The organism is Gemmobacter megaterium, from assembly GCF_900156815.1.
Taxonomy (GTDB): domain Bacteria; phylum Pseudomonadota; class Alphaproteobacteria; order Rhodobacterales; family Rhodobacteraceae; genus Wagnerdoeblera; species Wagnerdoeblera megaterium.
The window spans coordinates 1-23,863 of the sequence record NZ_FTOT01000006.1 but is presented as its reverse complement, the minus strand read 5'-3'; the positions used below and the strand labels follow the sequence as shown (position 1 = coordinate 23,863).

Annotated in this window: 26 protein-coding genes; 13 read left to right on the top strand and 13 right to left on the bottom strand. The window is 59.3% G+C overall.

Annotation, left to right across the window (positions count from 1 at the left end):
• Positions 1-8: 8 nt before the first annotated feature.
• Together BW970_RS13965 and hrcA are read right to left on the bottom strand one after the other, a co-directional pair.
• Positions 9-560, bottom strand: coding sequence for a nucleotide exchange factor GrpE (locus BW970_RS13965; protein ID WP_076532431.1), 552 nt, complete (start codon positions 558-560; stop codon positions 9-11).
• Positions 561-565: 5 nt separating this feature from the next.
• A complete protein-coding gene (gene hrcA, locus BW970_RS13960; RefSeq protein WP_076532429.1) occupies positions 566-1,636 on the bottom strand; it encodes a heat-inducible transcriptional repressor HrcA in 1,071 nt (356 codons plus the stop codon).
• Positions 1,637-1,776: 140 nt separating this feature from the next.
• Between hrcA and rph the strand changes: the two genes are divergently transcribed.
• The 3 genes from rph to hemW are packed head-to-tail and all read left to right on the top strand — an operon-like array spanning position 1,777 to position 4,285.
• Positions 1,777-2,490 carry a ribonuclease PH gene (rph, locus tag BW970_RS13955; RefSeq protein ID WP_076532427.1) on the top strand — a complete coding sequence of 238 codons (714 nt, stop codon included), beginning with the start codon at positions 1,777-1,779 and terminating at the stop codon, positions 2,488-2,490.
• The gene (gene rdgB / locus BW970_RS13950) at positions 2,487-3,092 is read left to right on the top strand and encodes an RdgB/HAM1 family non-canonical purine NTP pyrophosphatase (protein WP_076532426.1); all 606 of its coding nucleotides are present in this window, start codon (positions 2,487-2,489) and stop codon (positions 3,090-3,092) included. Before rph ends, rdgB begins: the two co-directional genes overlap by 4 nt.
• A 41-nt stretch (positions 3,093-3,133) precedes the next feature.
• On the top strand, positions 3,134-4,285 hold the full coding sequence (hemW, locus tag BW970_RS13945) for a radical SAM family heme chaperone HemW (RefSeq protein WP_076532424.1): 1,152 nt from the start codon (positions 3,134-3,136) through the stop codon (positions 4,283-4,285).
• On the opposite strand, the gene BW970_RS13940 is transcribed toward hemW, so the two are convergent.
• The 7 genes from BW970_RS13940 to BW970_RS13910 all read right to left on the bottom strand — a co-directional run bounded on the left by BW970_RS13940 (position 4,282) and on the right by BW970_RS13910 (position 11,648).
• Complete coding sequence (locus BW970_RS13940; protein WP_076532422.1) at positions 4,282-5,184, bottom strand: ParB/RepB/Spo0J family partition protein; 903 nt, start codon at positions 5,182-5,184, stop codon at positions 4,282-4,284. The genes hemW and BW970_RS13940 overlap by 4 nt on opposite strands.
• Complete coding sequence (locus BW970_RS13935) at positions 5,181-5,978, bottom strand: ParA family protein (protein WP_076532421.1); 798 nt, start codon at positions 5,976-5,978, stop codon at positions 5,181-5,183. Before BW970_RS13935 ends, BW970_RS13940 begins: the two co-directional genes overlap by 4 nt.
• A 4-nt stretch (positions 5,979-5,982) precedes the next feature.
• On the bottom strand, positions 5,983-6,621 hold the full coding sequence (gene rsmG / locus BW970_RS13930) for a 16S rRNA (guanine(527)-N(7))-methyltransferase RsmG (RefSeq protein WP_076532420.1): 639 nt from the start codon (positions 6,619-6,621) through the stop codon (positions 5,983-5,985).
• Positions 6,618-8,492 (bottom strand): tRNA uridine-5-carboxymethylaminomethyl(34) synthesis enzyme MnmG, encoded by a 1,875-nt coding sequence (gene mnmG / locus BW970_RS13925; RefSeq protein WP_076532418.1) that lies wholly within the window; start codon positions 8,490-8,492, stop codon positions 6,618-6,620. Before mnmG ends, rsmG begins: the two co-directional genes overlap by 4 nt.
• A 12-nt stretch (positions 8,493-8,504) precedes the next feature.
• Positions 8,505-9,791 carry a tRNA uridine-5-carboxymethylaminomethyl(34) synthesis GTPase MnmE gene (mnmE, locus tag BW970_RS13920; RefSeq protein ID WP_076532417.1) on the bottom strand — a complete coding sequence of 429 codons (1,287 nt, stop codon included), beginning with the start codon at positions 9,789-9,791 and terminating at the stop codon, positions 8,505-8,507.
• A gap of 10 nt (positions 9,792-9,801) precedes the next feature.
• The gene (rho, locus tag BW970_RS13915; RefSeq protein WP_076532415.1) at positions 9,802-11,070 is read right to left on the bottom strand and encodes a transcription termination factor Rho; all 1,269 of its coding nucleotides are present in this window, start codon (positions 11,068-11,070) and stop codon (positions 9,802-9,804) included.
• Positions 11,071-11,195: 125 nt separating this feature from the next.
• Entirely contained in the window at positions 11,196-11,648 is a 453-nt protein-coding gene (locus BW970_RS13910) for a CopD family protein (RefSeq protein WP_076532413.1), read from the bottom strand.
• 392 nt (positions 11,649-12,040) lie between these two features.
• On the opposite strand from BW970_RS13910, the gene BW970_RS13905 reads away from it, so the two are divergent.
• The 4 genes from BW970_RS13905 to dnaQ are packed head-to-tail and all read left to right on the top strand — an operon-like array spanning position 12,041 to position 14,760.
• Positions 12,041-12,637, top strand: coding sequence for a Maf family protein (locus tag BW970_RS13905; protein ID WP_076532411.1), 597 nt, complete (start codon positions 12,041-12,043; stop codon positions 12,635-12,637).
• Positions 12,634-13,479, top strand: coding sequence for a shikimate dehydrogenase (locus tag BW970_RS13900; protein ID WP_076532409.1), 846 nt, complete (start codon positions 12,634-12,636; stop codon positions 13,477-13,479). Before BW970_RS13905 ends, BW970_RS13900 begins: the two co-directional genes overlap by 4 nt.
• Positions 13,476-14,072 carry a dephospho-CoA kinase gene (gene coaE, locus BW970_RS13895; protein ID WP_076532408.1) on the top strand — a complete coding sequence of 199 codons (597 nt, stop codon included), beginning with the start codon at positions 13,476-13,478 and terminating at the stop codon, positions 14,070-14,072. The genes BW970_RS13900 and coaE overlap by 4 nt, the downstream gene beginning before the upstream one ends.
• A complete protein-coding gene (gene dnaQ, locus BW970_RS13890) occupies positions 14,065-14,760 on the top strand; it encodes a DNA polymerase III subunit epsilon (protein WP_076532406.1) in 696 nt (231 codons plus the stop codon). The genes coaE and dnaQ overlap by 8 nt, the downstream gene beginning before the upstream one ends.
• Before the next feature lie 72 nt (positions 14,761-14,832).
• Here dnaQ and secB read toward each other — a convergent pair whose 3' ends face one another.
• Positions 14,833-15,303: a protein-export chaperone SecB gene (secB, locus tag BW970_RS13885; RefSeq protein ID WP_076532404.1), complete on the bottom strand. Its 471-nt coding sequence runs from the start codon at positions 15,301-15,303 to the stop codon at positions 14,833-14,835.
• A 274-nt stretch (positions 15,304-15,577) separates the two neighbouring features.
• On the opposite strand from secB, the gene rpsA reads away from it, so the two are divergent.
• The 5 genes from rpsA (at position 15,578) to BW970_RS13860 (ending at position 19,230) form a co-directional block, all read left to right on the top strand.
• Positions 15,578-17,260 (top strand): 30S ribosomal protein S1, encoded by a 1,683-nt coding sequence (rpsA, locus tag BW970_RS13880; protein WP_076532401.1) that lies wholly within the window; start codon positions 15,578-15,580, stop codon positions 17,258-17,260.
• A 176-nt stretch (positions 17,261-17,436) separates the two neighbouring features.
• On the top strand, positions 17,437-17,742 hold the full coding sequence (ihfB, locus tag BW970_RS13875) for an integration host factor subunit beta (RefSeq protein ID WP_076532399.1): 306 nt from the start codon (positions 17,437-17,439) through the stop codon (positions 17,740-17,742).
• Positions 17,739-18,101, top strand: coding sequence for a LapA family protein (locus tag BW970_RS13870; protein ID WP_371870137.1), 363 nt, complete (start codon positions 17,739-17,741; stop codon positions 18,099-18,101). Before ihfB ends, BW970_RS13870 begins: the two co-directional genes overlap by 4 nt.
• A gap of 2 nt (positions 18,102-18,103) precedes the next feature.
• Complete coding sequence (locus tag BW970_RS13865) at positions 18,104-18,790, top strand: phosphoribosylanthranilate isomerase (RefSeq protein ID WP_076532396.1); 687 nt, start codon at positions 18,104-18,106, stop codon at positions 18,788-18,790.
• Positions 18,787-19,230, top strand: a complete 444-nt coding sequence (locus tag BW970_RS13860; RefSeq protein ID WP_076532394.1) for a GNAT family N-acetyltransferase — start codon at positions 18,787-18,789, stop codon at positions 19,228-19,230. Before BW970_RS13865 ends, BW970_RS13860 begins: the two co-directional genes overlap by 4 nt.
• Before the next feature lie 7 nt (positions 19,231-19,237).
• Here BW970_RS13860 and BW970_RS13855 read toward each other — a convergent pair whose 3' ends face one another.
• The gene (locus BW970_RS13855; protein WP_076532392.1) at positions 19,238-20,458 is read right to left on the bottom strand and encodes an NAD(P)/FAD-dependent oxidoreductase; all 1,221 of its coding nucleotides are present in this window, start codon (positions 20,456-20,458) and stop codon (positions 19,238-19,240) included.
• Between the two features lie 12 nt (positions 20,459-20,470).
• On the bottom strand, positions 20,471-21,874 hold the full coding sequence (locus BW970_RS13850) for an amidase family protein (protein WP_076532921.1): 1,404 nt from the start codon (positions 21,872-21,874) through the stop codon (positions 20,471-20,473).
• A gap of 196 nt (positions 21,875-22,070) precedes the next feature.
• Here BW970_RS13850 and bhcC point away from each other — a divergent pair, with 196 nt between their 5' ends.
• The gene (gene bhcC / locus BW970_RS13845) at positions 22,071-23,225 is read left to right on the top strand and encodes a 3-hydroxy-D-aspartate aldolase BhcC (RefSeq protein ID WP_076532390.1); all 1,155 of its coding nucleotides are present in this window, start codon (positions 22,071-22,073) and stop codon (positions 23,223-23,225) included.
• A 191-nt stretch (positions 23,226-23,416) separates the two neighbouring features.
• Here the strand turns inward: bhcC and BW970_RS13840 are convergent, their stop codons facing one another.
• On the bottom strand, positions 23,417-23,767 hold the full coding sequence (locus BW970_RS13840) for a hypothetical protein (protein WP_076532388.1): 351 nt from the start codon (positions 23,765-23,767) through the stop codon (positions 23,417-23,419).
• Positions 23,768-23,863: the final 96 nt, after the last annotated feature.

Sequence of the window (23,863 nt, the reverse complement as noted above, 5' to 3'; positions counted from 1 at the left end):
CGCCACCGTCAGCCATTGTTGGACGATACACCAACCTGCGCCGGTCGCAGCAGACGATCATGCAGCATGAATCCGTCTGCCATGCACTGGAGGATGGTTCCGGCGACCGTGCCGGGCACCGGGGCCTCGAACATGGCCTGATGAATTTGCGGATCGAAGAGATCGCCAACCTGCGGTGAGATCAAGGTGACACCGTGCTTGCTGAACACATTGTGCAACTCGCGCAGTGTCAGCTCGACGCCTTCGATCAGCGCCGCATTCTGTTCGCGCTGCTCGTCGCTGATCGCCTCGATGGCACGCCGCATGTTGTCATGCACGGGCAGCAGATCCCGAGCCAGACGCGATCCGCCATATTGCTCTGCCTCGCGCCGGTCACGATCCGCACGCTTGCGGGAGTTTTCAGCGTCGGCCAGCGCCCTCATGAACTTGTCGCGGAACTCGTCACGTTCGGCCTTGAGCCTGTCCAGCTCTTCGGCGTCGATGTAGTCGAACTCCGGCTCCGCCCCCTCTGCGGTGGTTGTCGGACCTTGTTCCGAAGGGTTGAGCTTTTCGTCCTGCATGCCTCTTATCCTTTCGTTCGATCAGAAATCATCTTCCCGATGAGCTGGGCGGTGTAATCGACAATCGGAACGATCCGGCCATAGTTCAGCCGGGTCGGACCGATCACCCCGATGGCACCGATGATCTTCCGCTCGGCGTTCATATAGGGAGAGACAACGAGAGAGGAACCGGAAAGTGAGAAAACCTTGTTCTCTGACCCAATGAAAATGCGCACGCCCTGCCCTTCTTCGGCAAGATCCAGAAATTCCGCGATGTCTCGCTTGCGTTCCAGATCGTCGAACAGGCTGCGGATACGGTCGAGCTCGGCAGCTTCATCGCTTTCCGGCAACAAATTCGCCCGACCGCGCACGATCAGTCGCTCGGACACCTGGCCCGCATTCTCCCACACAGCCAGCCCGCTTTCGACCAGATCGCGCGCCAGAACATCTATTTCCTGCCTGCGGTCCTGAAGCTCTCGTGCAAATTGGGCGCGAAGATCGGTCAGGGTGCGCCCTTCTGCAAAGGCACTCAGAAAATTGGCCGCCTCTCGCATGGACGATGGCGTCTGCCCGGCAGGGGGGGTGAAGATCCGGTTCTCGACGTGGCCATCCGAAAACACCAGAACCACCAGTGCGCGGTCTGGCGCAAGGCTGACAAACTCGATATGGCGGATCGCGGCTTCATGCTTGGGGGTGAGAACCAGGCTGGCGCCACGGGTTATCCGCGACAAGGTCCCGCTGACCTGATCCAGCATATGCGCAACATCCCGGTCCGCAGGATCGACGCTGGCATGAATGCGCTCCAGGTCGCTCGAGTCGATGGACTCAACTTCCAGCAAGCCATCAACAAACATACGCAAGCCAAGTTGCGTCGGGATCCGGCCCGCCGAGACATGCGGCGAATCTAGAAGCCCCAGAAACTCCAGATCCTGCATCACATTTCGGATGGTTGCTGCTGACAACTTCTCTGACATGGCGCGGGTCAGTGTCCTGGATCCGACAGGATCACCGGATTGCAGATAGCTTTCCACAACCCGCCGGAACACCTCGCGCGAACGCGTGTTCAGATCATGGAGAGGGCTTGGTGAGTTGGTCATTGGTGCTACTCTGACGACGCTCCAAATTAGGTGCCCCTCTGCCGCTCGTCAACGGTTGCCAGCATGAACAGAACCTTGGGCTTGCCAGCCCTGCGGCACAAGGGTAACTGCCAATAAACCTAGAACAGAAAGGATACGGGATGCGGCCTTCCGGACGGGCATTGAACGAAATGCGCACAATCTCGATCGAGACGAATGTTGTCAAACATGCGGAGGGATCTTGCCTGATCCGCATCGGAGATACGCATGTCCTGTGCACCGCCAGCATCGAGGACCGCCCGCCACCGTTTCTGAAGGGGACCGGACTTGGCTGGGTCACTGCAGAATACGGAATGCTGCCGCGGGCGACGAACACCCGCAATCGCCGCGAAGCTGCCTCGGGAAAGCAACAAGGGCGCACGATTGAGATCCAGCGTCTTATCGGCCGCGCCTTGCGCGCAGGCGTGGATCGCGCTGCACTTGGAGAGCGCCAGATCGTCGTGGATTGTGATGTGATCCAGGCCGACGGCGGTACCCGCTGCGCCGCCATCACGGGTGGATGGGTTGCTCTGCGTCTGGCTGCCAACAAGCTGCTGGCGAGCAGACTGATCCTCTCCGACCCGATCACCGACCATATCGCCGCCGTATCCTGTGGCATATATGGCGGTCAGCCGGTGCTGGATCTCGAATATGTAGAGGATAGCGCAGCCGGCACAGACGGTAACTTTGTGCTGACCGGCTCTGGCGCTCTTGTTGAAGTACAGATGTCCGCAGAAGGCGCTGCATTCTCGAGATCCGAAATGTTGCAGCTTCTGGACCACGCAGAAAGCGGTATCAAGCAATTGGTCTCCGCTCAAAAGACTGCAATCTCATGAGGAAGTTTACGCAGGAGGCGCTTCTGATCGCGACTCATAATTCCGGAAAGCTGGAAGAAATTTCCGAACTGCTTGCGAACCGGAACATCAAGCTCTTTGCAATGGGTGACTTCGATCTTCCTGAACCGGAGGAAACCGAAACAACCTTCGTCGGCAATGCCCGGATCAAAGCCCATGCCGCCGCCGCTGCCACGGGACACGTCGCGCTGGCGGATGACTCCGGGCTTTGTGTCGACGCTCTGCATGGCGCGCCAGGCGTCTATACCGCAGATTGGGCGGAGACGCCCGCTGGCAGAGACTTTCAACTGGCGATGCGTCGGGTGCACGACGAACTCGACCAATGTGGCGCGCCCGAGCCATGGCGAGCTGCCTTTGTGTGCACACTGGTGTTGGCCTGGCCGGATGGTCACGACGAGGTATTCGAAGGGCGGATCGAAGGGCGGATCGTGAACCCTGGTCGCGGAGCGCACGGACATGGCTATGACCCAATCTTCCAGCCGGATGGTCACACGCAGACTTTCGGGGAAATGGATCGCTGGCAGAAAAATCGCCTGAGTCACCGGGGGCTGGCGTTCCAGAAGCTCCTTGCTTGTTTCACATGAAACAGAGCGTTCGCAGTTAATCACGATTCTGGGAGCCTGCGATGAAATTCGGACTGTATGTTCATTGGCCTTACTGCCAGTCCAAGTGCCCATACTGTGACTTCAACAGCCACGTCGCAACGGCCATCGACCCAGAGCGGTGGATCTCAGCGTATCAACACGAGATCTCCCGTATCGCAGAAGCATGCCCCGACCATATTCTGAGCACCATATTCATCGGAGGCGGTACCCCGTCTCTGATGGACCCGAGGATCGTCGACAGCCTTGTCAGATCAGCGACAGATGCCTGGAGGACAGCCAACGACATCGAGATATCCATGGAGGCGAATCCCGGCTCGGTCGAAAGCGGGCGATTCAAAAGCTACGCGCTGGCTGGTGTCAACCGAGTGTCTCTCGGAGTCCAGTCCCTGAACGACGATCACCTTGCAAGGTTGGGACGGCTACATGGCCGACGCGAGGCTTTGCGGGCAGTCGAAATCGCCCAGGCCAACTTTCAGAGGGTGAATCTGGATCTCATATACGCTCGCCAACATCAGACAATCCCGGACTGGTCTGCCGAGTTGAACGAAGCAATCTCCCTTGGAACAGGGCATCTTTCGCTCTATCAACTGACGATCGAGGATGGCACCGTCTTTTCCCGCCGTCACAGCGCAGGGCAGCTCAAAGGTCTGCCGGACGAGGATAGCGCCGCGGAGATGTTCGAGCTTACCCAAGACATCTGCGAAGCGGCCGGCCTGCCCGCTTATGAAGTGTCGAACCATGCGCGCATCGACGAGCAATGCCGACACAATCTCATCTATTGGAACAGTGGCATCTACGCCGGTGTTGGTCCTGGCGCACACGGCCGGGTCATGCTTGGCCATCAACGAGTCGCGACAGAGGCAATAAGAGACCCGCGCGCGTGGTTGGAAGCTGTCGAAACACAGGGGTCAGGAGACCTGCCAACTGTCGAGCTCTCACAAGACGAGCAGACAGCCGAAACAATCCTGATGGGCCTGCGGCTTGTTGACGGAATCCCCAACAGTACCTTTGCCCGCATGGGGGTCAACCTGAACACCTGGACGTCTCTCGTCGAGATGACGCAAGAAGGCTATCTCGCACGCAGCGACCATGCAGTACAGGCGACTCCCAAAGGCCGGATCTTGTTGAACTCTGTCATAGCAAGATTGCTATCGGATATCGCCGAACACTAGGAATTCGTGTCGGAACCGACTGACGAAAGCACCCGGCACAGCAGGTCAAGTTGCTCCAGCGTCGTGTAACGCACAGACAGAGTGCCACCACCAGTATGCGCCTCATGGGCGATCTTGACGCTCATACCCAGATTGCTGGAGACATCTGCCTCAAGCGCCAAGGTGTCGTCGTCTTTCTGCCCCTGACGCGAACGATACCCTCGCGTCGTTCCTTTCCCGGTCTTGTCCTCTCTGACAAGGCGTTCAACTTCGCGGACAGTCATTCCCTGATCGACAATCTTGCGCGCCAATGCGGACGCCTTGTCCGATGCGACAAGCGCCCGCGCATGACCCGAGGACAATGCTCCGGTTTCAATCATGCCGATCACATCACTGGGCAAAGCCAGCAGGCGCAGCGAGTTTGCAATATAGCTTCGGCTCTTCCCAAGAGTTTCCGCGACTTTCTCCTGGGTATGCCCAAATCGTTCAATCAACTGACGATATGCAGCCGCTTCCTCCACCGGGCTAAGGTCTGCCCGCTGAATGTTCTCAATGATCGCAACTTCCAAGACTTCGGTATCGTCATAGTCGCGCACGATGACCGGAACTACATGTAGCTGCGCGATCTGTGCCGCGCGCCAACGCCGTTCACCTGCCACAATCTCGAAACTGTCGCCAACCTCCCGTACCAGCAAGGGCTGCAGGACACCCTTTTCACGGATGGAGTTCGCAAGATCGGCCAAGGCCTCTTCATCAAATCGACGGCGGGGTTGATCGGGATTGGGTTGAACATGCTCTATTGGTACATCCCGGACGCCGACGCTACCCTTTGCGACGGTTGATTCCACCATACCGACATCCGCCATAAGAGCGGAAAGGCCACGCCCCAGCCCGCGCCGTTCCATCTTGCGTTCGTTCATGCCCCTGCCCCTTTGCGTCCAGCGTTGTAATGCCGTTCCAGCACTTCGACAGCAAGTGCTCGATAAGCCTGGCTGCCCTTGGACGACGGATCATAGTCCAGAATGGTGCGGGCGAAAGATGGCGCTTCGCTGATCCGAACATTCCGTGGAATGACGTTCTGAAAAACTAGATCGCCCAAGGTCTCGCGCACGTCAGCCTCTACCTGCTGAGACAGTCGATTGCGCATATCGGCCATCGTCAGCACTATCCCTTCAATCCGCAGCCCCGGATTCGCCTTCATTCGAACCTCCCGGATGGTCATCATAAGTTGAGATAGCCCTTCCAGAGCAAAGAACTCTGCCTGCAGCGGAACCAGAACCGCGTGAGCTGCGACCATTGCATTCACTGTAAGCAGATTGAGTGACGGCGGACAGTCAATCAAGACATAGTCAAACCTGTCATCCTGCAGCATCTGCCCTCTCAAGGCGTCGTGCAGAAGAAAACTGCGCTTCTCATGCGCATGAAGCTCAATGTCTGCTGAAGCGAGGTCGGTGTTGGCCGGAATGATCCAAAGCCCCCGGTCGCCAACGCCAACTTTCTGGGGTTCAGGCACCACGTCCCCAAGCAAGAGATCATAGCTCGTAGCACTACGCGAGCTTGGTGATATACCCAAACCAGTGGAGGTATTCCCTTGCGGATCCAGGTCAATAAGCAAGACTTTCTTGTCATGCTCAGCCAGCGCCGCACCGAGATTTATGGTGGTAGTGGTCTTGCCGACCCCGCCTTTTTGGTTCGCTATGGCGATGATTCTCATAACACTACCGATCTTCCAATCGCTCTTTCAGACCCTCGACCTGGAGGATGTGACCATCAGGGTCCGTGATACTAGGATGAACCTGCGCATCGAAAGCCCAGTTCGCACGCGCAGCATCAAGTTCGAGTTTGTAGTTGGCGCCCTTCGGCAGGATAGCCAGACCATCAGAACGCAAATGCCGCGCAACCAAACCAAGAAGATCGGGCAAAGATGCCAAGGCGCGTGCAGTTACGACATCCGCATTCATCGGGTCTACCTGTTCGATCCGATCACAGACAACGCTGGCTCGGCACTCCGTGACCCGAACAGCCTCGCGCAGGAAAACAGCCTTGCGCTGATCAGATTCGACAAATCTGTACTGGCGAGCCGGGTGCGCCTGCGTGGATAGAACCGCAAGCACGACACCAGGAAAGCCGCCTCCGGATCCAAGATCTGCCCACGTTCCGGAGACATTACAGGCATAGCGATAAAGTTGAGCGGAATCAGCGATATGCCTCGTCCAAAGGTCAGCCAAGGATGCGCGCGACACGAGATTGATCCGAGGATTCCATTTGAGGACCAAGTCCCGAAACGCTTCGAGCTTGGAAACCGTGACCTCAGAAAGCTCGATCCCCGACATCTCGGAAAGATGCTGCCGGATCATCTCATCGCTACCCGCGGCGGTGCAACGCTTGCTGCCTTCAGTCGAAGATGAATCAACGCCAATCCCGCCGGAGTCATCCCTTCGATGCGGGAAGCTTGGGCCAGGGTCTCGGGTCGGCTTCGATTCAGCTTCTGCCGAAGCTCGTTAGAGAGCCCTACGACAGCCGAGAAGTCAAAATCCACCGGAATGGTCCAATTCTCGTCGCGGCGAACCGCCTCAAGCTGAGCTTGCTGACGATCCTGGTAGGCCGAATAGAGCGTTTCCTTCTGGAGCTGTTCAATAATCTCTGGCGCAATATCCTCAACAGCCGGGACAAGTGCGGCAATCTGAGCCAATGTCACATCCGGAAATGTCAGAACATCAAGCGCCGAACGACGAACGCCATCTCTGTTTGCATTGATGCCCACTGCTGCAAGCTCGTTGGGACTGAACTTGCCGCTATCGAGGCTGTTCCGGGCAGCGTTCAGATCCTCAAGTTTTTTGTTGAAAGACAAAGTCCGGTCAGGCCCAACACAACCCAAGGCGATCCCCAACGGGGTCAATCTCTGATCAGCATTGTCCACGCGCAAGCTAAGGCGGTATTCTGCTCGGGAGGTGAACATCCGGTATGGCTCGGTCACGCCGCGGGTAACCAGATCGTCAATCATCACCCCGATGTAGCTATCGGTGCGCTGAAGGACCACGCCTTCCGCACCGCGCGCGTGACGGGCCGCATTCAAACCTGCCAGCAAGCCTTGCGCTGCGGCTTCCTCATACCCCGTTGTCCCATTGATCTGGCCTGCAAAGAACAGGCCCTTCATGCTTCGAACCGCCAATGTACGCGTCAGCCCGCAAGGATCGAAATAGTCATACTCAATCGCATATCCTGGCTGAAGTATCTCGACCTGCTCCAGACCCCTGATGGATCGGACATATCGCTCTTGAATGTCGGCAGGCAGAGATGTCGAAATGCCATTGGGATACACAGTTGTGTCGTTCAAGCCTTCCGGCTCAAGAAACACCTGATGACTATCCTTGTCCGCGAACCGAACAATCTTATCCTCAATCGAAGGGCAGTATCTTGGTCCGACGCCTTCTATGAACCCACCGTACATTGCCGACTTGTCGAGATTCTCGCGGACAATCTCATGCGTGGCGGCGTTTGTATGGGTAATCCCGCAAGAAATCTGCGGAACGAGTGGCAATCTGTTGAGGAAGGACAGCATGACTGGACAGTCATCGCCATGCTGGCGCTCGACCACATCCCAGTTGATCGTACGTCCGTCAAGCCGCGGCGGTGTTCCTGTCTTCAGGCGCCCTCGTCCTGTGGCAATCTCGCGAAGCATATCCGCCAAGCTGTTCGACGCAGAATCCCCGACCCTGCCGCCTTGTTCTTGCCTCGGGCCGACATGCATCACGCCATTCAGAAAGGTTCCGGCGGTAAGTACGACCGCCCCGGCCGCCAGTCTGCTGCCATCATGAAGGATGACTCCCTCAATCGCTTCGCCGGAAAGGATAAATCCCGAGACTTCTGCCTCTAGGATATCCAGACCTACACGGTTGCGCAGAAATTCCTGGATGGCTGTACGATACAACTCCCGATCCGCCTGGATTCGCGGGCCTTGCACCGCCGGTCCCTTCCTGCGATTCAACAGACGATATTGAATGCCCGCACGGTCTCCGGCACGTGCCATCAATCCATCCAGCGCATCTATCTCTCGGACCAGATGACCCTTGCCCAATCCGCCAATAGCAGGGTTGCAGGACATGACGCCAATGCGATCTGCGCGCATGGTTACAAGCGCAACGCGCACGCCAAGACGAGCCGCTGCATCCGCAGCTTCTGTTCCGGCATGGCCACCGCCGACGACAATGACGTCATAGTGTTTCATGTGAAACAATCCCTACTTCCCGATACAGAACGAAGCAAAGATCTCCCCCAAGAGATCTTCCACGCCAATCCGCCCGACCAGATCATCCATGAAGCCGATGGCCAGCCGCAGCGCATCTGCGACGATTTCATCGCCTTCGTGGCCGTTCAATAACACCTCTCGCGCCGATTCCAAAGCCTCTACCGACTGATCAACCACTTGCCGATGCCGTGACCGGGTGATGGTCGCGGAAGATGCTGCACGCTGTTCCAGTACAGACGCTATCCGATCAACCAGAACATCAACACCCTGCCCTGTCCGGCCAGATACCGACAGACCGTCAGCCATTATCGTATCTGCTTTGCCCTGCACCACGATGTCGTCAACCAAGGGATGAACTGGCAGAGAGTCACCCTCTCCACCCAACAGGAAAACCCGCAAATCGGCGGTATTCGCCCGCTCTATCGCACGCGCAACGCCTATCGCTTCAACAGGATCATCCGTTTCTCGCAGACCCGCCGTATCGAGAATCGTAACAGGAAGTCCCCGCAGGTCCATACGAACCTCGATGACATCACGGGTCGTGCCAGCGTACTCGGATGTGATCGCAGCTTGGCGGCCGGCAAGCCGGTTCAGCAGTGTCGACTTCCCGGCATTGGGGGCACCGAGAATGGCAACCTCGAAACCGTCCCGAATGCGTTCCGCTACAGCATAGCCATCTTGCTCCGCCCGCAGATCATCCAGTACATCGCCAACAAGCGCCAGGACTTCTGGCCGTACATCGGTCGGAACTTCTTCGTCTGCAAAATCCAGGACGGCTTCGGTCAACGCGGCTGCGCGCAGCAGTTTTTGCCGCCAGATCTCGGATCTCTTGCCCAACTCGCCGGAAAATATCCGCATCGCCTGGCGCCGCTGCATCTCTGTCTCGGACTCTATCAGATCCGCGAGACCTTCGACTTGCGCCAGATCCAGACGACCATTCTCCAGCGCCCTGCGCGTGAACTCTCCAGCTTCGGCAAGTCGAAATCCAGACAGACCACCAAGCAACGCCAACACTGCCTGCACTATGGCCTGACTACCGTGCAAGTGAAGCTCAACAACCGTCTCTCCGGTGAAGCTCCGATCCTGCTCAAAGCAGATCACCAGAGCGTGATCCAGGATCGCGTCACCGTCCTTCAGGGCACGTAGCGCGGCAACTCTCGGCGGACCGAAGGATCCAACAACCGGCAACAACGAACACATGGCTTGCGGTCCGGAAATCCGGACAACCGCAACCCCGGCCTTGCCCCGCGCCGATGCCAGGGCATAGATCGTGTCCATTTTGCAGACCTCAGCTGTTCATGGAGTCGAAAAATTCCGAGTTTGTCTTGGTCTGCTTCAACTTGGAGATTAGGAACTCGATCGCATCTGTCGTCCCCATCGGGTTCAGGATACGTCGCAGCACATAGGTTTTCTGGAGATCGTTCTTTGCAACCAGAAGCTCTTCCTTCCTGGTTCCAGACTTCAGGATGTCCATCGCCGGGAAGATTCGCTTGTCTGCGACCTTGCGGTCCAGAACAATCTCGCTGTTGCCGGTTCCTTTGAACTCTTCGAAGATGACTTCGTCCATCCGGCTTCCTGTATCAATCAGCGCAGTCGCGATGATCGTCAGAGACCCACCTTCTTCGATATTCCGCGCCGCGCCAAAGAACCTCTTGGGCCGTTGAAGGGCATTTGCGTCTACACCACCCGTCAGAACCTTGCCCGAAGACGGAACGACGGTGTTGAATGCTCTACCAAGTCTTGTGATGGAATCCAGAAGGATCACAACATCTCGCTTATGCTCGACCAGGCGCTTAGCCTTTTCGATCACCATCTCTGCCACGGCAACGTGACGGGTTGCCGGTTCGTCAAAGGTTGACGAGATGACCTCACCCTTCACGGACCGCTGCATGTCGGTCACTTCCTCGGGGCGTTCGTCGATCAGAAGGACAATAAGGTAACACTCTGGATGGTTCACCTCGATCGACCGCGCGATGTTCTGCAACAGCACCGTCTTACCCGTACGCGGCGGCGCCACGATAAGAGCCCGTTGCCCTTTGCCGATCGGTGCCACCAGATCAATGATCCGAGCCGAGCGATCCTTGATCGTCGGATCCTCGATTTCCATCTTCAATCGCTCGTCGGGATAAAGCGGGGTCAGGTTGTCAAAGTGAACCTTGTGGCGGGCTTTTTCGGGATCGTCAAAGTTGATCCGCGTCACCTTGGTAAGACTGAAATAGCGTTCGTTCTCACGAGGCGCCTGGATCACCCCTTCAACGGAATCCCCGGTCCGAAGCGACCATTGACGTATCATGTCCGGAGAGACGTAAATGTCGTCCGGTCCCGGCAGATAGTTGGCTTCTGGGCTGCGCAGGAACCCGAAACCGTCCTGAAGCACTTCCAGAACACCATCGCCACCGATCTCGAAACCTTCTTCGGCATGTTCCTTGAGGATCTGGAACATCATCTCGCCCTTGCGCATGGACGAGGCGTTCTCGATCTCCCACTCTTCTGCCATCGCCAGAAGATCGGCGGGTGTCTTGGCCTTAAGATCTGAAAGTTTCAACTGCTCGGTCATGGCAGGCCCTCAACGCAAACGGGCGCCGCCCATGGGGCAGCACATCGGGTATCATTCGGGAAACGGTTTGGCCGGACGGCCTCCAGCCACCCCGCTACACCGGGAGGCAGGGTGAGTCAATGTTTTCAGAACTTCACGATGACGGCAAAGACAATGATCAGCATCAGCAAGGTTGGAACTTCGTTCATCAGCCGATAGGTTCGACCGGATCTTGTGTTCTGCCCCGCCTCGAACTCCTTGCGGCGAATAGCAAGCCACATGTGAAACCAGGTCATGGCAAGGACCGCGCCTGCTTTGGCCCAAGGCCAGACCATAGACCAGTCAACGATACCTGGCGTTGCCACCAGCAACAGACCAAAGATCCAGGTTGCGACCAAAGCTGGGTTCATGATTGCCCGCAGCAGCCGGCGTTCCATCGTACGGAACAGGTCTTCGGCCTGGACCAACCCTGCCTGTACCTGTTCAGCGTGATAAACGTACAGGCGTGGCAGGTAGAATAGCCCGGCCATCCAGGAGATCACAGAAACGACATGCATCGCCTTGGTCCAAGGATAGGCGATGGCGAGAAGGTCAGTCATTCTATCCTCTTAAATATAGAGTCTTAAGATAGGATGTAGATGATAGTAGGGGCAGTGGAAAACTGGAAATCACGCGATGCCCGCCTATTAATCCCCATCCAGCGCCTGTGTGCATATCTTGTTGACGAAATATGTGTTTCAGCGCCACTTAGTATTTATCCTATGTTTTTCATAGGCTTGATGTGATCTCCGGTGATCTCGCCCTGTGGATAAAATCAGGGACATGCGCTGTCGGGCAAGTTATCCCCAAGGGATGTGACAACTTGCGCACCTGTGGGTTGTTGGGCATAGCAGGTGCCGGAAGCGGCGGTATTTTTCCCATCTTGTCGGCGCGGGCCGACTGTCCCAAACTCTGACACCGGAACAATCCGCGAATATCCACAGAGTCGTCCATGTCCTCGCTTGTCCTTGCTTCCGCTTCTCCCATACGCGCTGCGCTGTTGCGCGATGCCGGGCTGGAGGTTGTATGTCATCCAGCTCATATAGATGAGGAGGCGGTGCGCGCCTCATTGCAGGCGGAGGGCGCCAGCCCCCGCGACCAGGCCGACATGCTGGCAGAGATGAAGGCCGCCAAGCTTGCTTCGCGGTTCCCGGAATCGGTTGTGATCGGTTGCGATCAGGTGCTGGATCTTGGTGGGACAGTGCTATCAAAGCCGGAAACCCCTGATGCAGTACGGGCACAGTTGACGGCTCTTCGGGGCCGTACCCACAAACTTCTTTCGGCGGTCGTGGTATACCAAGCTGGTGGCCCCGTATGGCGCCATGTGGGGGAGGTGCGTTTGACCATGCGAGACTTTTCGCAAGAGTATCTGGACAGCTATATCATCCGAAACTCAGGCGCGGTGCTTGACAGCGTTGGCGGCTACAAGCTTGAATCCGAAGGTGTCCGCCTGTTTTCGCAGATCGAAGGCGATTACTTCACCGTCCTCGGCCTACCGCTGGTGGCGTTGCTGGGGTATCTCGGGCAGCGAGGGATAATCCCGGCATGACGGTCGCTGCCCTGGACCGCATTCCGCTGGCGGGTGTCATCGGATCACCTATTGCGCATTCTCGTTCACCCGCGCTGCATGGGTACTGGTTGCGCCGCTATGGCATTGTCGGGCACTACATCCCGATGGAGGTCAGCTCGGCTGATCTTGCCACAGCCTTGCAGATGCTTCCCAAGCTTGGGTTTGTCGGTTGCAACGTCACCATTCCGCACAAAGAGGCGATGATCGGCCTGGCCGATATCGTGACGGACCGGGCTGCCCTTATCGGCGCTGCGAACACGTTGATCTTTCGCAAGGATGGCAAGCTTCACGCCGACAACACGGACGGTATCGGCTTTTTGAACAATCTCAAGCAAGAGGCGCCGCACTGGTTGCCCTCGGCTGGTCCTGCGGCGGTATTCGGCGCTGGTGGTGCGGCACGTGCTGTGGTGTCCGCGCTTCTTGATGCCGGAGTGCCGGAGGTGCGGATCGCCAACCGTACCCGTCCACGGGCCGACAGTCTGCGTGCCGATTTCGGCGCACGGGTGCAGGTGGTGGATTGGACCCAAGGCGGTGGTATGCTCGACGATGCCATGACTGTCGTGAATACGACGTCACTTGGCATGGTCGGCAAATCCGAGTTCCGCATTTCGCTTGATGCGCTCAACCCTCATGCTCTTGTGACTGATATTGTCTATAACCCGCTGGAAACCCCCTTCCTGCGTGCGGCGCGGGAGGCAGGTTGCACCACAGTAGATGGTCTGGGGATGCTGCTGCATCAGGCTGTTCCCGGCTTTGAACGCTGGTTTGGTACACGGCCGACGGTCGATTCAGAAACCCGCGCAGCGGTTCTTGCATCATGACGCGATTTGTCCTTGGGCTGACGGGTGGTATCGGGATGGGAAAATCCACCACGGCGCAGATGTTTGCTGACGAGGGCATTCCTGTCTGGGACGCGGATTCCACCGTCCACAGGCTCTATTCGGCTGGTGGTGCCGCTGTCGCGCCACTGTCAGAGGTGTTTCCCCGTGCAGTGGTGAACGGCTCGATTGACCGCTCAGTCCTCAAGGCCGAAATCGCCGCAGATCCGTCGGTCCTGAAACGGCTGGAGGGCATTGTTCATCCGCTCGTTGCTCAGGATCGCATGGCCTTTCTTGCGGGAAGCGAGGCCGATATTGTTCTTCTCGATATCCCGCTGCTGTTCGAGGGAACATCTGCGGATCTGTGCGATGGTGTCGCCGTGGTTTCCGTCCCGCAGGCGGTGCAGCGGGCGCGTGTTCTTGCCCGTGGTACCATGACAGAGGCGGATCTTGACCGCATCCTGGCGAACCAGATGCCTGACGCCGAGAAACGCGCCCGTGCCACCTGGGTGATAGACACCTCGACGCTGGACGGCGCGCGTGAGAAAGTAAGGGCCATCCTGTCAGAGATCCGGGCCAGCCTGAAACATGCGTGAAATCGTCCTTGATACCGAGACGACGGGTTTCGAACCGTCAGAGGGACACCGTATCGTCGAGATTGGTGCGGTGGAGTTGTTCAACCACATGCCGACCGGGCGAACCTATCACCAATATATCAACCCTGAACGCGACATGCCGACCGAAGCTTTCGCCGTTCATGGGCTATCGGAAGAGTTCCTGCGCAACCATCCGGTGTTTCGCAACATCGGGGAGGCGTTTCTCGACTTTGTTGGCGATGCCCGGCTGATCATCCACAATGCGGCGTTCGACATCAAGTTTCTCAACTTTGAACTTGGTCGCATCGGTCTGACGCATCTCCAGTGGGATCGCGTGGTCGATACCCTGGCCATGGCGCGGCGTAAATTTCCAGGATCTCCGGCCTCGCTCGATGCGCTTTGTCGACGTTTCGGTGTGGATAACTCTGCCCGTGAAAAGCACGGGGCCTTGCTCGATAGCGAGATTCTTGCAGAGGTCTATCTGGAGCTCATCGGCGGTCGTCAGCCTGACCTTGTTCTGGCTCCGATCAATGATCGCAAGAAAGATCTGTCGCAGACGGATACCGACTGGCGTCCCCGCCCGCGTCCGGTGCCGCTTGGGTCGCGCCTGACAGACGCAGAGGCAACGGCTCACGCCGCGTTTGTGGAAGGTATGGGGGACACTGCCATCTGGAAACGATCCATCTAACCCCTGACGCTGCCGCCCACGACTTCAGGGGGCCAGGGGATATACCTCCCTGGCCCGCCCAATGGCATCGGATCAGGCGTTGCCCGCTTGTGCGCGGCGTGCCAGTTCCTGACGGTACAGGCCCAGGAAATCCACCGGGTCCAAGTTCAGCGGCGGGAAGCCGCCGTCGCGGGTCATGTCCGACACGATGCGGCGCACGAACGGAAACAGCATCCGCGGGCATTCGATCAGCAGGAACGGATGCATCTGGTCTTCAGGCACGCCTTCGACGTGGAACACGCCGCCGTAATCGACCTCCATCAGGAACAGCGTGTCGCCGTTCACCTTGTTCTTGGCGGTGATCTTGTATTTCTGGACCACTTCGAACTGATGGTCCTGCGCGCGCTTGCTGGCGTCCAGTGCAACCTGCACCTGGATGTCCGGCTGTACGTCGCCCGAGGCGAGGCCTTTCTGGGCCAGCGCATTCTCGAAGCTCAGGTCACGGATATACTGCGCGACAACGTTCATCCGCACCTGCGGCGCTGCCTCTGCTTCTTCGGCCATAGTGCTCTCCTGCTGAAATACCGACGTTGCGCCCGTGTTAGCAGGAAGCCTTTCGCGCCTCAATGGTAGGGATCCCCGACCAACTTGGCGGTCCGTCTCACCAGGATTGCGTCTTTTCCTTGTATCGCGGGCTCTGGCGCGTTAAATGCGCGCAATCCAGATGCTGCGATTCTCGTGCCCGGACCACCGGGCACATGCCGTTGCAAGGACCAACCAAAGACCGGCGGAGCCAACCGCAAGGCCAGTGAAACAGACCAAAAGGAAACTGATCTGCATGTGCGCTAAAGCGACCATGGAGGAATTCGAAGCCCTCCTTAACGAAAGCTTCGAACTTGACACCCCCGACGAGGGTACGGTTGTCAAAGGCAAGGTCATCGCCATCGAGGCGGGCCAGGCCATCATCGATGTCGGCTACAAGATGGAAGGCCGCATCGACCTCAAGGAATTCGCAAATCCCGGCGAAGCGCCCGACGTCAATGTCGGCGACGAAGTCGAGGTCTATCTCGATCGCGTGGAAAATGCCCGCGGCGAGGCTGTCATCTCGCGCGAGAAAGCCAAGCGCGAAGCAGCCTGGGATCGTCTTGAAAAAGCTTATGCGAAGGAAGAGCGCGTCGAAGGCGCCATCTTCGGTCGCGTCAAGGGCGGCTTCACCGTCGATCTGGGCGGCGCTGTTGCGTTCCTTCCCGGCTCGCAGGTCGATGTGCGCCCCGTGCGCGATGCCGGCCCGCTGATGGGTCTGAAGCAGCCCTTCCAGATCCTGAAAATGGATCGTCGTCGCGGCAACATCGTTGTCTCGCGCCGCGCCATCCTGGAAGAGTCGCGTGCCGAACAGCGCGCCGAAATCATCGGCAAGCTGGCCGAAGGCCAGATCGTCGACGGCGTGGTCAAGAACATCACCGAATACGGTGCGTTCGTTGATCTGGGCGGTGTCGACGGCCTGTTGCACGTGACCGACATGGCCTGGCGCCGCGTCAACCACCCCTCCGAGATTCTGGCAATCGGCGAGACCGTCAAGGTCCAGGTCGTCAAGATCAACAAGGAAACCCATCGTATCAGCCTGGGCATGAAACAGCTCCAGACCGATCCGTGGGATGTGGTGGAAAAGACCTATCCGCTGGGTTCGGTCCACAAGGGCCGCGTGACCAACATCACCGACTACGGCGCATTCGTCGAGCTGGAAGCCGGTGTCGAAGGTCTGGTGCACGTCTCGGAAATGTCCTGGACCAAGAAGAACGTGCACCCCGGCAAGATCGTCTCGACCTCGCAAGAGGTGGACGTCATGGTGCTGGAAATCGACAGCGCCAAACGCCGCGTGTCGCTGGGCCTCAAGCAGGTCATGCGCAACCCGTGGGAAGTGTTCGCCGAAACCAATCCGCCCGGCACCCAGATCGAAGGCGAAGTCAAGAACATCACCGAATTCGGTCTGTTCATTGGCCTCGAAGGCGATATCGACGGCATGGTCCACCTATCGGATCTGTCGTGGGATCAGCGCGGCGAGGATGCCATCCAGAACTACCGCAAGGGCGATGTCGTCCGCGCGGCCGTGTCCGAGGTGGATGTCGAGCGTGAGCGTATCTCGCTGTCGGTCAAGGCCTTGGGCGACGATACCTTCACCGATGCCGTTGATGGCGTGAAACGTGGCTCGGTGATCACCGTTGCCGTTTCGGCCATCGAAGATGGCGGGATCGAGGTGGAATACAACGGCGCCAAGTCGTTCATCCGCCGTTCCGATCTGGCGCGCGACCGCGCAGACCAGCGTCCCGAGCGTTTCCAGGTCGGTGACAACATCGACGTTCGCGTCACCAACATCGACTCCAAGACCCGCCGTCTTGGCCTGTCGATCAAGGCACGTGAGATCGCCGAAGAGAAAGAGGCCGTGGAACAGTACGGCTCGTCTGATTCGGGCGCGTCGCTGGGCGATATTCTCGGCGCGGCACTTCGCGGCGATCGCAACTGAGAACGGGCCGCATGGTCCATGGGGCGGCCCCGCATTTGCGGGGCCGTTTTCATTCGGGGTGCGCCATGGATTGCCTGCAAGGGGCATGATCTGGCTTTAGTATTTGTCAGCACGTATTTTCTGCCTATAGTCTCGGCAGGTCCGGACACAGGACCACTCCAACACCGGGGGACCAAATGATACGCTCCGAGCTGATCCAGAAGATCGCGGACGAGAACCCGCACCTGACCCAGCGTCATGTAGAGCGGATCGTGAACACAGTATTCGAGGAAGTCATCTCTGCGCTTTCCCGAGGTGATCGGGTAGAACTGCGTGGCTTCGGTGCGTTTTCCGTCAAGGAGCGTGACGCCCGCGTCGGCCGCAACCCCCGCACTGGCGAGGCGGTCGAGGTCGAGGAAAAGCGCGTGCCGTTCTTCAAGACGGGCAAGCTTCTGCGTGACCGCCTCAATGGCTATGACACGGGACCGGACGACGACGAATGATGAAATATCTGCGCTATCTGGTGCTGCTGGTAATCGCCCTTGGGTTGATCTCTGTGGCGCTGGCAAACCGCGAGCCGGTGGTTCTTCATGCGCTGCCAGCAGATCTGGCTCAGCTGATCGGGATCGACTGGCAGATACGGTTGCCACTTTTCCTTGTCGGCTTCGGCGGGATCATTGTGGGTGTGCTGATCGGCTTCGTCTGGGAATGGCTGCGCGAGCACAAACACCGCGCCGCCGCCGCTGCCCGTGCGCGCGAGGTGCAGGAACTACGGCGTGAGGTGGGGCGTACCACGCAGCCGCAGCACAAGAAGGACGAGGTTATAGCCCTGCTTGACACCCCACCGCGCAAGGCGGGTTGACCATGCCGGTCCGGTTGGTGATGGCAGGTGCGGATCTGGGCGCACAGGGCCCAGTGCGCGCCAAGATCTGTGGATTGACGACTCCGGCAGATGTGGAAGCAGCGGCAAGCGCAGGTGCAGCCTATGGTGGGTTTGTCTTCTTTGCTCGCTCGCCGCGTCACCTGTCGATCTCGGCAGCGCGGGAACTGGCCGTTCTTGCGCCGGTCGGACTTGCGAAGGTTGCGTTGACGGTTGACGCCGATGACGCTCAGCTTGATGCCATTCTGTCCAGCGTGCCAATCGACATCCTGCAACTGCATGGCAAGGAAACCCCTGACCGCGTTAGCCAGATCCGCGCCCGCTATGGATTGCCGGTGATGAAAGCCGTCGGTGTGGCCGATGCCGCGGATGTGGTGGCGCTCGACCTGTATTCCGCTGTTTCGGACATGCTGTTGGTGGATGCCAAGGCGCCAAAGGATGCGGCGCTGCCGGGGGGGAATGGTCTGGCTTTTGACTGGCGCCTGATTGCAGGCCGCCGCTGGACGCGGCCATGGATGCTGGCGGGTGGCCTGACGGCGGCCAATGTCGCAGAGGCGATTCACCTGACCGGCGCGCGGCAGGTCGATGTCTCGTCCGGTGTGGAAAGCACGCCGGGAAAGAAGGATGCAGACATGATTGCTGAATTTGTCCGGGCGACGGTTGCCGCATGATTATCTGGCGCCTGGCGAAGCGGGACGATGTGCCTCAGGTTCTGGCCTTGCTGACTGACGATGATCTTGGCGCCCGGCGCGAAAGCGAGGATCCGCGCCCCTATTTCGCGGCCTTTGATGCAATGACGGCCGAAGGCAACAATCACCTGATCGTCGGCGAACAGGACGGCGTCATCATCGCTACCTATCAACTGACGTTCATCTCGGGTCTTTCGCTGCGGGCCTCGCGCCGGGCCCAGGTGGAATCGGTGCGTGTTGCCTCGACCCTGCGCAGTGCGGGAATCGGCTCGCTGTTGATGGCCGATGCCGAGGCGCGTGCCCGTGCGGCTGGATGCGGCCTGATCCAGTTGACCACCAACCGGGACCGTCTGCGGGCTCATGCGTTCTATGAACGGCAGGGCTATGCGCCCAGCCATCTTGGTTTCAAGAAGCCGCTTTGACAGGGCGCTAACCTGTGCGTCGCGCCGGATCCAATGCTGGTATTGGCGCCCGTCCGCTTGACATATGCTCTGCAAGAAGTGCGGCGGTGGTTGGGCCAAGGGTGAACCCCTGATGCCCGTGGCCGAAGTGAAACCAGAGACCCCGGTGGCGTGGCGCCTGCCCCACCAGCGGAATCATGTCGGGCATACAAGGACGGTTTCCCATCCACGGCTGCAACTCGACCTGATCGCCAAGGTCGAGAATTTCCCGTGCCGCGGTTTCGGCGCGCGCCAACTGTCGCGGTGTGGGCGGTGCGCCTGGCCTCGCCAGTTCGGCGCCGGTCAAGACCCGCAGCCCGGTGGCCATTGGCGCCAGGACGGTGGCGATCGAGGTATCCATCATCGGAAGATCCAGGGTCGCCCCACCACGGAAATGCCGGTGGTACCCTCGTTTCCGCAGCAGTGGGATGCGGTACCCGAAGCGCGCAAGCAGCATTGGCGACCATGGACCAAGCGCCACTACAACGTCAGCCGCCTGATGTGGTCCCAGCTTCCATCCTGCGCCATCCTGTTGCAGCAGCATGGCGTCAGCAGAGGCGATCTTGCCCCCGCGCGCGCGGAACAGATCGGCATAGGCGGCGACCAATGCGCCGGGATCCGAACAGGTCCAGCCATCGTGCCAATGGATCGCGCCTGCGAAACGCAGCTTCAGCGCCGGTTCCGCGGCGGCCAGCGCATCGCCATCCATGACAGAGATGCGGACGCCATAGCTGCGCTCCAGCCGCTCGGCTTCTGCAACCTGCGCGGCGAATGGGCGCTCTGATCGCGCCGCAGTGCGAAAGCCATCGCGGCGGATCAGTTTGTCAGCGCCTGCGGCCGCGATCAGCGGCGCATGGTCATTGGTCGCGCGCTGTATCAGCCCTGCATAAGTTTGCGAAGCGTGACGGTGCCGCGCCGGTGCAGAGGCGCGGAAGTATCGCCATAGCACCTCCAGATGCGAGGGGAGCGCGTTCAGGTGATAACTTACGGCATTGTCCTGCCCCAGAACGATCCTCCACAAACTGACGAGATCCCTGGGCAGTCCATAGGGCTCCACCGCTTCGCCCTGGATGATCCCGGCGTTGCCATAGCTGGTTTCGCGTCCTGGATCCTGCCGGTCAACCAACACGACGGCCCGGCCTGCGGCCTGCAAGGCCAGTGCAGTGGACACACCAACCATGCCGGCGCCCAATACCATCACCTCGGACATATGGGTTGACCTTTACACCGGCGTGACGGGCAGGACGGGCGCACCCCGGCTTGCGATATCATCGCCAGCCGCCAGAAGGATATCTTCACGGAACCGGCTTCCGATGATCTGCACGCCGTTGGGCACCTGCCCCACTTTGTCCATCGCCACCGACAGGCCAGGCAGACCCAGAACCGGCAGGGCCAGTTGCGTCATCTGAATTTCGGCCGTGATTGCGCCGGTTGCTTCGGATTGAATGTCAAAATCCTGCGGCATCGGCAAATGGGCAGAGTTCGGTATCAGCACAGCCGGCCACTCCTCGAAAAAGGCCATCCATTGCCGAAGATACGTCGCTCTGCGTGTAAGAACGGACGAATAGGTCGGCAGATCCATCGCATCAAGGTTCTTGCCCAGCACGTTCTGCAATGTTGCCATGGCGCCGGGATCGCCCTCGCGGTTCACGAGCGCGCGCATGTTTTCAATCCCGTCGCTGCTGAACCACAATGCCAGTTGCAGGGGAACAAGGTCGCGCAAGGGGGGAAGTGCGTCGAACTCCCGCACTGTCCAGCCGGCATCCGTTAGCCGGGCAGCGGCCTCGCGCAGCGCGGCCTCCACCTCGGGTACGGTTTCAAGCCCGTCGGGGCGGATGCACAACGCTGCCCGTTTCGGATAGGCGGGGCCTTCGAGCGGGGCCGGAACCCACCATGGATCGCGGATGTCAGGCCCGGCCATGGCGGCCAGTGCAAGGCGCACATCGCCGATGCTGCGCGCCAGCGGCCCCTGAACCGACATGATCTGCGCGCCCAGGCTGCGCTCCGAGCCCGAGGCGTTGAAGGCGGCAACCCGCCCAAAGCTTGGCCTTAGCCCATGAATCCCGCAAGCATAGGCCGGATAGCGAACCGAGCCGCCGATGTCGTTTCCATGCCCAACGGCGCCGATGCCCGATGCGACCGCGGCAGAGGCGCCACCAGAGGATCCGCCAGGTGTGATCGAGGGGTCATGAGGATTCAGGGTTCGGCCATGCAACTGGTTGTCGGTAAACCAGCGCATGGAAAACGCAGGCGTGTTGGTTCGCCCGATGATGATGGCACCGGCGCGCAGAAAGTTGTCCGCCACCGGACTGTTGGAGGCGGCAATCTGGTCCTTCTGCAGCCGCAACCCATTGGTATTGGCGTGACCTGCCATGTCGATGTTGACCTTGATCGTCACCGGAACGCCCGCCATCGGCCCCGGATCCTGCCCATTGGCAATGGCGGCATCGACGCGGTCGGCCGTCGCCAGCGCCTCGTCGGGGAATTCCTGAACAACGGCATTCACGCGGGGGTTTACAGCCGCCAGCCGCGCCAGCGCGCTCTCTGTCACCTCACGGGCGGTTATGTCACGCTGTCGCACCATAGACGCAATCGCGGTTGCATCGAGTTCCCACAGATCTGCCATCATTTCATCCTTTCGACCAGCCGCCGTCGCCGCGGTGGCACTGGTTGGACCGCCGGATTCACTTGCGCGCGCAAGTTGCGTGGCCCTTCTTGTGCAGCATGGCGTTCCCGGCCGGTGGCTGCAACTCGTTCCATTGGCCTATTGCCTTTCCTTTCCATGCAGGCGACCCATAACACTACGCGAGCAGGAGGCCGGGATGAGCAGCTTTGACGGATATGAGGTCGGGTTCGATATTCCGGCATTGCCGGGTATGTCCGAGGCGGAGATTCAGACACCCTGTCTGATCCTCGATATGGATGCGCTGGAGCGCAATATCCGAAAGCTGGGTCACTTCGCCCATACGCATGGGATGCGGCATCGCGCCCATGGCAAGATGCACAAGTCGGTTGATGTGCTGAAATTGCAGATGGAGCTTGGTGGCGCCGTCGGCGTGTGTTGCCAGAAGGTTTCCGAGGCCGAGGTTTTTGCCCGTGCCGGCGTGGCGGATATTCTGGTGTCCAACCAGGTGACGGATGCGGCCAAGATTGACCGATTGGCTCGGATGCCAAAGCTGGGCGCGCAGATCACGGTCTGCGTGGATGATCTGGGCAATGTGGCCCATCTGTCGGCTTCGGCGCAGCGCCACGGCACGGTGCTGAATTGTCTGGTCGAGGTGGATGTAGGGGCAGCCCGCTGCGGTGTTTCCGGCCCGAATGCGGCTGTGGCCCTCGCACAGGCCATCGACGCCGCGCCTAGCCTGCGGTTTGCCGGCCTCCAGGCGTATCAGGGCGCAATGCAGCATCTGGAGCATCATGCGGACCGCAAGGCAAAGGCAGATGTTGCCATCGCACTGGTCAGAACGGTGGTCTCGGCGCTGCAAGCGGCGGGCCTGCCGCCAGGTCTGGTTTCTGGCGCCGGAACAGGTTCGTTCCAGTTCGAGACCGAGTCGGGCGTGTACAACGAACTGCAATGCGGCTCATATGCCTTCATGGATGCGGATTACGGACGCATCCGTGATGCCGAAGGCCATCGTATCGACGAAACCCAATGGGACAACGCCCTGTTCGTGCTGACCAGCGTGATGAGCCATCCGCTACCTGGCAGGGCCGTCTGCGATGCGGGTCTCAAGGCGATGAGCGCGGAAAGCGGCCTGCCCCGCGTATATGGGCGCGATGATGTGTCTTATACCGGGTGCAGCGACGAACATGGCACCTTGTCCGATCCGCAGGGCGCGCTGAAACTTAATGACCGCCTGCGATTGGTGCCAGGTCACTGCGACCCCACCTGCAACCTGCACGACTGGTATGTCTGCGTCAGAAATGGCCAGGTGGAAGCTCTCTGGCCGATCAGCGCGCGCGGCAAGGTCTTCTGAGGCGGTGCATGGAGTGAATCCGACAGAGCTTGCTTCACGCGGATGTACGATGTGAGCTCTTAAGGAAAATGGCGCGCCGCGCCGGGTGAAGATGAGAACTATGTCTACGCCATAGCCCTCTAAGACCCCCCTTTTACAAAAATCGAGGCTTTTACTGCCTTGAAGGCTGTCGCTCGGCGATGATCAAACCCTTAGGACTCCCAATGGACCTCCGTCGCAAGGTATTCCCATACAATTGACCTCACGCGCAGACCTTCTGCATCGTCGACCGCGTAACGATAGGTGCCGTCTTGCACGACGACCCAGTCTCCGTCCATGTCTAGGCCGGTGGCAATGCGTGTCGTCATCCGACTGCCTACTTCGGGCCATGCGGCTAGGCCGCCCGCGGCCCGTAGCCCTTCGAATTCCGCGCGTTCGGATTCCGACATGCTTTCCAATGGGCGAGCCCAGACTCGGAGCGGAGCTTCCATCCTCGGCTCGCCGTATTCGAAGTAGGCATGGCCTCGCGCGTTCTTGAGGACCACGCGATCGATGCGTTCCATGGGCTCTGTTGCACAAATCGGCTGATGGCCGGGGTTCCCCTTTCCCCGGACAGACTTATCCCACGGGCTCTGTGACAGGGATGCCGAGCGCGGTGT